General features: G+C 42.0%; 5 protein-coding genes. 2 read left to right on the forward strand and 3 right to left on the reverse strand.

Annotation, left to right across the window (positions count from 1 at the left end; all coding sequences use genetic code 11):
- The 3 genes from ACEW8O_RS06340 to ACEW8O_RS06350 form a co-directional block, all read right to left on the reverse strand.
- Positions 1-1,430, reverse strand: a 1,430-nt coding sequence (locus tag ACEW8O_RS06340; protein ID WP_373493783.1) for an FAD-dependent oxidoreductase, incomplete at its 3' end; no start/stop codon positions are given.
- Between the two features lie 6 nt (positions 1,431-1,436).
- Positions 1,437-2,963: a BNR-4 repeat-containing protein gene (locus ACEW8O_RS06345; RefSeq protein ID WP_373493784.1), complete on the reverse strand. Its 1,527-nt coding sequence runs from the start codon at positions 2,961-2,963 to the stop codon at positions 1,437-1,439.
- Positions 2,964-3,082: 119 nt separating this feature from the next.
- A complete protein-coding gene (locus tag ACEW8O_RS06350) occupies positions 3,083-4,294 on the reverse strand; it encodes a mandelate racemase/muconate lactonizing enzyme family protein (protein WP_373493785.1) in 1,212 nt (403 codons plus the stop codon).
- A gap of 406 nt (positions 4,295-4,700) precedes the next feature.
- Between ACEW8O_RS06350 and ACEW8O_RS06355 the strand changes: the two genes are divergently transcribed.
- Together ACEW8O_RS06355 and ACEW8O_RS06360 are read left to right on the forward strand one after the other, a co-directional pair.
- On the forward strand, positions 4,701-8,024 hold the full coding sequence (locus ACEW8O_RS06355; RefSeq protein WP_373493786.1) for a SusC/RagA family TonB-linked outer membrane protein: 3,324 nt from the start codon (positions 4,701-4,703) through the stop codon (positions 8,022-8,024).
- A 19-nt stretch (positions 8,025-8,043) separates the two neighbouring features.
- Positions 8,044-9,020 (forward strand): RagB/SusD family nutrient uptake outer membrane protein (locus ACEW8O_RS06360; protein WP_373493787.1); only part of this gene is annotated, 977 nt, incomplete at its 3' end.

The raw sequence follows: 9,020 nt of genomic DNA on the forward strand, positions 1-9,020 counted from the left end.
TGGCTGGCAGAAAGTGCGGCGGGAACAAATAGGTTTTTGACTTCTCCTTTTTTGGGTATCAGGGATCTGTATGCAATTGGATAAGGACCAAAACCTCCTATTTCCACATTCCCTTCATTTTTCACCATTTTTTTTCCATCTTTTTCAATCACCACCCTTTGGATATTGTGGGAATCCATAGTATAGGCAGCCATCCCTACGCCGTCTTCCACCACTTCAGTGCCCACACAATTGGCCTCAGTCATCACATATTCCCCCACCATTCTTCTTACTTCCCTTACATACAATTGTGGAGACCAATGGCCGTTTTCAACATACTCATCTTTTGGGTATCCCCAATCCTGAATAAAGTCCTGAAGTTCCTTTGGCACTCTGGGGTCTGTTTTGTAGAAAAATAGAAGTGATTTGGTATAAAATTCATGGTTTCTGACTATCTCATTTCTCTTTTGGTAATCTGCCTCGGGATATCCATAATTCATCCCGATCATATCTGTGGAAAACCCACCCCTGTTGTTGATGTCTGTTTTTTGGTTTGGCATTCTGCTCCAGATAAAATATTCATTTATCTTTCTCATGTCCGGTTGGGCTTCAAAAACCCTGACCAAAAGTTCGAACATCGTGGAATCATAGCCTTCCGGCCGGGTGATTTCAATCCTGTTGGATGGATTGTCGGTCAGACATATTCTGAAATTATAGGCCTGAACCTTATCGTCGCCAGTTCCGTCCGGTTCCAATTGATGGTCACTGATACCCCAAAGCAATCCGCTTTCAGGGTCACCTTTTGATTGATACGGATCCACACCATCAGGGAATTGATGTCCTTTCATCAACTGCACCCCATTGTAAGTTTCTCCATATTGCGAGTTAGGCTCCCTGCCCACCGTGTAGGTCACTCCAGACTTGGCCATCAAATCTCCTTCATAGGTGGCGTCGATAAACATTTTAGCTTTTACTTTAAGCTTGGGTGAGGAGGAATCTGCTGCATTTTCCAGTTCAATCTCACGGATATAGCCGTCTTCTTTCTCCACTTTGATCAGTTGATATTGATATTGGACTTCAATGCCGGCCCGGTCCAGATAGTACTGAAAAACAGATTTGGCCACGCTGGGTTCAAATATCCACTGTTCGAGTTTGCCATAGTGTTTGCCCAGTCTTCTGTAAAAATCCCTTGACAGACCGGTCACGGCATATTTATTTCCTATATCCGTATAACCCAAGCCACCGGTAGTCAAACCTCCTAAATGGGTTCCCGGCTCAATCAGGATTACTGATTTGCCCATGGTCTTGGCCGTATAAGCGGCAATGACACCGGCAGAGTTGGCCCCATAGATGACTACATCGTAGGTATTGGATTTTTCCGAAGATTCTCTGGAACAACCAATAATAAACAGGAATAAGAAAAAAGAGGAAATGAGGATAAGTTTTTTCATAGAGGATCAATCCGATTTACTTTTATTATATGGCCTTAATTTCACCAAATCCTTTTTCATTTTGGAAGGCAGTTGATAAACATTTCCCTTGCTATCAGAAAAATACAACCGGGAAGTTGAGGGTTGCCGGCCATGACCATCGGCCCATAACGCATAGAAATCAGGATGTACATTTAAGGGCCTTCTCACATAGGAATGATTATGAAGGCTCTCGCTTGTGAGTTGCTTCTTTAAATTCCACGTATGGCCCTTATCCCTGCTTTCCCATAAAGCTACTTCTCCTCCGGTATTGTACAGCTGTGGACCCGGTTCTGTGGGGCCCAAAATGCGCCAGACCTTTTCTGAGTCAATATATATGGATCCCATATCATAATTATTGTCAGATGAAGTTACCTTGGAGACAATCCATTGGTTTGATTCCCTAAAGGCCACAAACCATTCACGGGGTCCTTTTTCCGGGCCGGCCTCATAGCCTTTGCTGACCACATAAAGAATGACGGGATTTCCATCCCCGTCAAATATCAGATCATTGATATACACATTGAGATTTTTAGAGGCATATTCCGCTACAAGGGCATCATTATTTATATCTGTTAAAGGCGGGTGCAACTCCGTCCCATTGACATTTCTCCAGGTTTTTCCAAAATCATCGGTTTCAACATAATATAAATTGGTTCTGTAATTCAGCCCACTACCTGTTTGGACATTTGGGTGGTAATTAAAACTGGAACCGACTTTCCCGTTTCCGAAATGACTTGTTTGATAATGCCCCTCTTCTATGGATGCAAGGTCATTCCATTCCGACCATTCCTGCCCATTTTTACTTGTCATCCAAGCGGTGACCCGTGCGGATTTTTCCCCAAATTTTAATTGCTTTTTGTCATAATAAGTAAATAACCCTATAAATCCATTTTCCCTGTCATGGTAAACCTGTAAATAGGAAAAATTGTCCAATGGAACCTTTTGACCATTTACTGTTTTTGTGGGAATGATTTTTTGAAAATTGCTGATATCATAAGGGTTAATACTCTTATGAATGTAGGAGGGTCTCGATACCCCATGTGAGGTTGAAAAAATCCAAATATACCCATCTCCATCTATACTCATTACCGGATTATCGTGTGCGTCGGTAGTCCTTTTGTCCAATACACCCACCGGTCTTGAAACCTTCCGTGAATTATGATCAAAATAAGAAATGGAATGGATAAGGTCTCCTTGGTCGTTGACACCACCATAACAAAAAAATGTCCTGTTCACTTCGGGAGCAAATATAGCCAATGGGTTATGATTGGCCGTATAGGTAGCCAATCCTCCACTGTATTTGTACACATACTCATCATTGGATGGCTGATTGGCATACCAGATCCCCCTAAACCCTTCCAATGGCCGGTTTAACAAAACCGCTTCCGCAAACCTCGAATCAGGATGTGGTTCGGTTACCTTTTTTTGATCCTGTGAATATGCAGCGTAGGAATAGATGAAGAGAAAGTAAAATATTACATAACAAATCCTGGTTTTTGGTATTTTATTCATTATATCAATATTCAAAGTTAATTTACATTCCATCAAGATATTGCAATTTTTTCTGATTGATATTTAAATTCCAAACATTATGGAAAATTACCCTAATAATAATCCGGATATTTTGGAGACTAACCCTTGTACAGGATTTCTTTCATTTTTTGCTCAATGGGTACAAGTCCCAAACCGGGGATTTGGGGTACATAAAGAAAACCGTTTTCAAATTTCAATTCATTCTCAAAATAGGAATCCAATTCCAATTCCGGCCTCCTTCCTCCATACTCCTGAATGCGTGCAGGATTGAAGGTGGAGGCTATAAACTGAAGCGTTGCTGCCGATGCCAGCGTAGGCCTGGCATTGTGGCACATGATCTCCTTATCAAATGTCTGAGCCAATGCGGCTATTTTCTTCAGTTCACTGATACCTCCTGACTTGATGACGTCCAGGTTCAATACATCCGCCTGACCATTGATTATCAGGTCCCTGAAATTCCACCTATTGAAATCATGCTCCCCTGCCGCTATTTTGATCGGACTGGCATCCACACATTTTTTTAGGCCATCATAATCCCTATAATGCACTGGTTCCTCCACCAACTGCACATTATATAACTCGTACAATTTGAGGATCAAAGGAATAGCTGCCCCTGATGTATATCCATTATTGAAATCCACAAATAATGTTACCTCATCTCCGATGGCCTTGCGTACTGCTTTGGCATAGGCCAGGGTCACTTCGGGATCCGGATTTCTGTGCAATACCCTGATCTGCATTCGTAGTTTGACCGTGTCATATCCTTTTTCCACAAAGTCCAAAGCTATTTTAGCTGCTGCATCAGAAGAAATCCTCTGTTTATCAGTCCCCACCCCAAAGCTTCCGTAAACTTTTACTTTTTCAATATTTGAACCTCCGAGCAATTTATAGACAGGCAGTCCTGTAATTTTGCCTTTCAGGTCCCAAAGGGCATTGTCTATACCTGCCAATGCCCCTGTGAGCGCACCTCCCAGACCCAAGTCTTCGTTTTGGTAAAGAATCTCATGCCATAAATATTCGCTTTGAAAAGGATCCTGGTGAAGTAAAATGGGCTTTGCCAACTGCTGAATGATTTCAGCTATAATTTTGACATTGTCATGATCTCCTTCACCCCAGCCACTGATACCTTCTTTGGTTTCAATTTTGACAAAGCAGGCTTTCCGGTGTACATAGGTTTTGACATCCGATATGGAAAAGTCACCTGTATTTACCTGACCGGCTTTCATGTCCGTACCAAAACCAATATCACCTAAACCAGAGATGCCAAACCCTCCCAACAAGGTTGTTTTCAAAAATTCAAGTCTATCCATTTAGAATTGCTTAAGAGGTCATAATCAATGGATGCTTTAATGAAGCCATCCTTTTTTTTTTCCAATATGAATTTTACATTTCCCCTACTCAAAAAACCAATTAATCTTTATATTTCCCCGCAATCGATTGCGTAAAAATAAAAATATTTTTTTTATATTTATTTCCAAACATCCTAATTTCAAATTATCCAGATATGGATTTTTATTTCACCAAATAGATTTATGGCAGTGTATCATTTCAGTCAAAGATTAAATAAGCTTTAGGTTCTTTACTTATTTATTCTTCAGACAATCTGATTACAGAAAAATAGATGCTTATGAGAAAAAAGAATAATTGAAGTAGTCCGAATTAATTAATTGAGTACCCGATTTATAAATAAATTTCTAACCCAAAATTTCATTACTTATGGATTTAAGATTACGGTTTATCCAAACGGCAAATGGAGCACTTCTAATGGCTATGGCTGTAACATTACAGTTGTTCAGCTATGGAGTATCCAAAGCAGATGCAAGTTCCGCAACAGAACATCATTTGTTCAATGCCTTTGAAGAAGTTGAAATCATCGAAACAACCGCATCGGATTTTGATGATTTTCAGGCAACTGTTCGCAATGAGGTCACTGTTAGCGGAACAGTAAAAGATTCAAATGGCAGCCCGATACCGGGAGCTACAGTATCAATCCCCGGAACCTCCTTTGGGACAGTCACCGATCTGGAAGGTAGATTTTCCATGTCCGTTCCGCCGGGAACTTCTCTGGTAGTCAGTTTTATTGGTTTTGATAGCAAAACTGTTCCAATTGGAAATCAGACAAATTTTGAAATTGTCCTTCTTGAAAGTACCGAAACCCTTCAGGAAGTAGTGGTGGTAGGTTATGGTACGCAGCAGAAGGTAAACTTGACCGGTGCAGTCGGAGTGGCTACTTCCGAACGTCTGGAAAACAGGCCTATTGCCAATGTGGGTGAAGGTTTGCAGGGTGTCATTCCCAATTTGAACATAGCCCCAAGAAATGGTGACCCAGCGGCAAGTCCAGTGTTCAATGTCAGGGGATTCCAATCCATCAATGGCGGTTCTCCATTGATTTTGGTTGATAATGTGCCGATGGATCTTAACAGGATTAACCCCAATGACATAGAAAGTGTCTCTGTTCTAAAAGATGCAGCAGCCGCAGCAGTATATGGTGCCAGGGCAGCATTTGGAGTGATCCTGGTAACTACCAAAAGCGGTAAAGCAGGTAAAGTTTCCGTTTCCCTGAACAGTCAATTTGCACTGGGCAAACCTATTTTCAATATGGATCCTGAAAATGACCCCCATCGATTTGTTCTGGCAAGAAACATCGCCAATATGCGGACCAATGGTGTTCCCGCCTTCGACGATGATATGGTGGAAGGAACGAGAAAATGGTCTGAAGATCCCCTGAATGCACCGAGATGGGGAGTTGTGGATGGTGTCTTACGGCAATATGGTTTTAATAATTATCAAAACGATATCATGACCACCTTTGCCCCGACCCAACAGCATGACATGACCATTTCGGGAGGATCAGATAATTCAAGATATTTTGTTTCATTTGGGCACTTAAATAAAGATGGTTACCTCAATTCCGATAGAAATGAAAACTTTAAGAGATACAATGTATTGATGAAGGCGGATTTTAAGGTCAATGATTGGCTGACACTGGAAGAAAAAGTGGTGATCAATACCCAAAGAAGTGATAAACCTTATTTCTATAACTGGGATGTAAACATCAATACTCTGGCCCGGGTCAATCCCATTATGCCGATTCGGTTTCCGGATTTGCCCCACTATATTGAACCGGGAGACAGAGGTGTCTATGAACGGTTTATCGGGATGAATTTTGATGGCACCAATTTTTGGCCCTATCTGGAAGATGGTGGCCGGTCGACATGGACCGCCAATGATGTCTGGATGACACAGGGAGCAGTCCTTACTCCCGCAAAAGGATTGAAAATCCAGGGTAATTTTTCCTACAACTTTTTCAATAGAACCGATCAGGATGTTGCCAGTAAAGTAGATGTAGTCACTACGAATTTGAGAAATCCTGCTGCTATGGTCAGCAATGGGTTCAGCGGTAATGACTTTATCAATGAAGAAAGTAGGTTCAATCAATATTACGTGATCAACGCTTTTGCAGATTACCATTTTAGCCTACCTGAAATTCACAATCTTAATGTGATGGTGGGATATAATCAGGAATGGGGGCAGAATAAATTCATTAGAGCTCAGAACAATGTTTTGATCACTCCCTTGATCCAGGATTTAAATGCCACCATTGGTATGCAACAAACCTTCGGCAGCAGTAACCATAATGCATTGAGAGGTGCGTTTTATAGGGTGAATTATATATTCGACGATAGGTTCCTTTTGGAAGTTAATGGCCGCTATGACGGCACCTCAAGATTTCCAAAAGATAGCAGGTTTGGTTTTTTCCCATCTGTTTCTGCCGGCTGGAGAATTTCCAATGAGAATTGGATGTCAGGAACCCAAGGCTGGATGGATGAGTTGAAAATCAGGGCTTCCTACGGAACTTTAGGAAATCAATTGTTGGGCAATAATTTTTATCCCTACATTCCTACCATGGGAACAGGTCAGTCACCATTTATGATGGCGGATGGTGCGAGAACACCTTTCATATCACCAGCTGGCTTGGTCAGCCCAACATTGACCTGGGAGACTGTGGTTTCGCAGAATATAGGTTTGGATTTCACTTTGTTTGGAGGGAAAATTGATGCTTCCTTCGATGTCTTTTCACGGGACACCAAAGACATGCTGATGCGGGAAACTTATCCCTCAATCTTGGGAACAGGTGCCCCCCAGGCCAATGCTGCAGATTTGAGGACAAGAGGCTGGGAACTGGCCCTAACCTATAAAACAAGAATCAAAAATGATCTGAGCTATGATGTAACCTTGGCACTTTCGGATTGGATTGCAGAAATCACAAGATTCAACAATCCAAATGGGGCTATACCAGGTGGTACTACTGCCAGTGGCGGAAACGCCCAATATTATGAAGGACAAAAATTGGGAGAAATCTGGGGGTATGAAACAGTTGGTATCTTCCAGACTGCTGATGAGGTAGCCAATGCAGCTAATCAAACCAGAATCGGCGCCAATTGGAGACCTGGAGATATCCAGTATGCCGACCTCAATGGTGATGGGTTTATTTCGCCTGGAAACAACACTTTGGACAATCCCGGTGACAGGAGAATCATAGGCAATGAAACTCCGAGGTTGAGCTTCGGGATCAATAACAATGTAAGCTGGAAGAATTTCCATCTGAACGCATTCTTCCAGGGAATTTGGAGAAGAGACCACTGGCCTACCTCAGGAAACTGGACTTGGTTCTTTCCTTTCAATGCAGGTCACGTGGAAAAATATTTCCTCACAGATTCCTGGTCAGAGGATAACAGGGATGCTTATTTTGCCCATCCCCATATTTCTACAAATGACAAGAAAAATATCCAACCTCAGACCCGATTCCTACAAAATGCAGGCTACATCCGTCTGAAAAACGTTATGTTGGGATATGACCTTCCTCCGGTAGTCACACAAAGATTGGGCTTACAACAGGCCAACGTTTATTTTGCAGGGATGAATCTATGGGAATATTCTCCCATCAGAAAACCCCTCGATCCGGAAACAATCTATGCAGGGGCGATTGAGTATCCCATGCAAAGGATATATACTTTGGGTGTAAGGTTGACTTTCTAATTCTAAATTTCGAAACAATATGAAAAATATAAAATATAACCTCAAATACTCATTGCTCTGCCTTCTTATGCTGGGAGCCTGCAATGATGATTTTCTGGAAAGGTTTCCTTTGGACGAGGTGAGCAATGAAACCTACTGGAACACGGAAAACGATCTGTTGACTTATAACAACACATTTTACCACCTTGCGCTCAATGATATTCAGGTTCCTATTTTACATGGACATCAAGAGGGTTTCAACAGTCATTTTGGTAGTTATTGGTACTTGGATGGCTTGGCTGATAATCTGGCACCAAACCATGATAGGCATACTTTTTACATGCGGATAAGGTCAGGAAGGGAAATTGTACCCAATAGCCCCCAATGGTTTGGCTATCAGGGCTGGCACTTTGTTAGGGCCTTGAATATAGGCTTGGCAAATTACCCAAAAGCCCAAATACCTGAAGATGTAAGAAATAAATATGTCGGTGAAGCCCGGCTGATGAGGGGATGGTTCTACGCTGATAAGGTAAAAATGTTCGGGGATGCCCCTTGGGTGGACAGAGAGCTCAACATTGATTCTGAAGAATTGTTTGCAGCCCGGACTCCAAGAGAGCAAGTGATGCAAAACGTATTGGATGATCTGAATTTTGCAGTTGCAAATATCCCCGAAAACTGGAATGATGGCAATTCACCCGGAAGGGTCAATAGGTGGGCGGCATTGCTGGTAAAATCAAGGGTCTGTTTGTTTGAAGGCACATGGAGGAAATACCATGGAGGTACAAATCCTGAAATGTGGTTGAGAGAAGCCGCAAATGCAGCAAAAGAAGTGATGGATAATAGCCCTTATGCCATTTTTACTACCGGAGACCCTCTAAATGATTTTAATTCCTACCAAAGAGCTCTGGAATTGTCAGGAAACCCTGAAGTAATGGTTTGGAGGAGATACCGTTTGGGCATTTATACCAATCATGTTCAGAATTATTACAGTTACACAGGAGGTGCTACAAGAAATTT

The sequence above is a fragment of the Aquiflexum sp. genome (genome assembly GCF_041749095.1).
Taxonomy (GTDB): Bacteria; Bacteroidota; Bacteroidia; order Cytophagales; family Cyclobacteriaceae; genus Aquiflexum.